The organism is Vibrio genomosp. F10 str. 9ZD137 (assembly GCF_049974785.1).
In the GTDB taxonomy this organism is placed as follows: Bacteria; Pseudomonadota; Gammaproteobacteria; order Enterobacterales; family Vibrionaceae; genus Vibrio.
The window spans coordinates 1-1036 of the sequence record NZ_JBNGCJ010000172.1 but is presented as its reverse complement, the minus strand read 5'-3'; the positions used below and the strand labels follow the sequence as shown (position 1 = coordinate 1036).

The 1036-nt window shown below is 45.1% G+C and carries 1 protein-coding gene and 1 pseudogene; one reads left to right on the top strand and one right to left on the bottom strand.

Features of this window, described 5'->3' with window-relative positions:
- Nucleotides 1-480 (top strand): pyruvate kinase alpha/beta domain-containing protein (locus ACP45E_RS02235; protein WP_277815673.1); only part of this gene is annotated, 480 nt, incomplete at its 5' end.
- A gap of 250 nt (nucleotides 481-730) precedes the next feature.
- On the opposite strand, the pseudogene ACP45E_RS02230 reads toward ACP45E_RS02235, so the two are convergent.
- Nucleotides 731-1036 (bottom strand): annotated as a pseudogene (locus tag ACP45E_RS02230) (methyl-accepting chemotaxis protein); the annotation flags it as partial.

The window sequence follows — 1036 nt, the reverse complement described above, 5'->3', positions numbered from 1 at the left end:
GTTGAAGCCATGGTGAGAGTGGCTGAAGGTGTCGAAACCGAAAGCTTATGCGCTGATGCATGTTGGCAAAAAATTCAGCAGTTATGCAGCGACAACAGCAAGAGTTTTGCAATTTCGTCAATGATTTCAGCTGCACGCTCAGAGCAAGCGCTGGGGGTTGCTGTCTACACGGAAAGTGGAGAGACGCCTTTGCTGATGTCTCGCTGCCAAAGCCAAGCAGTGATCTGGGCGCTGAGTAACGATGAGAAATTGCTCGCGAGAATGAGTATTTTTCGCGGCGTTGAAGCGATTTACCTCAACACCACCCACTCATCGTCGGATGATACATCGATCATTGTGCCACTGCTAAGTCGTGAACTGGAAAAACGCAATATCTCTTCCCTTCTTATTTCTCGTTTTGAATCGGTTGAAAACGTCGGTGATATCAATATTAGCCAGTTGATTCAAATCAAACCAAGCACTTGCATTACTGCCTGTTAAAGGCGGTTAGTTTCCCTCCCCCACCCCTCGCTCCACAGGGATTTTAGGGATTTTGGCCTACCTTCGGGTAGGTCCTTTTTAACAATAACCACTGTTTTTTGGCTGAAGTGACGTTAACGTTGCTGAAATGCTGAAATGCTGAAATGCTGAAAACCATAAAATCACTTCACCACCAAAACGCATATCTCATTAATCCACAACCTTAATTGAAATATGAATCAAAATGGCGAAAGGTCACGCATAACAAAAGTTACACTCGCGTAAACTGGTCCATTTCTGTATTGAGTTCAACCACCTGCTCTTTCACCGTCACCGATGTCGCATGAGTACTTTCTGCAATTCTCGATACATCGTCTATTGAACTGGACACCTCGCCCATTAAAGCGTTAATAGCTTGAGTAGAATCCGACTGTGCTTCTGCTGCGTTCGCGAGTTCTGACATCTCATGACTTAGCATCTCTATTTGCTTAACCGTTGACACTAATTTTGCAACGGCTAGTTCTGTGTGTTGTGCGCCTTGCTGAGCCAAACTCTTACTCGCTTCAATCTCATCAAC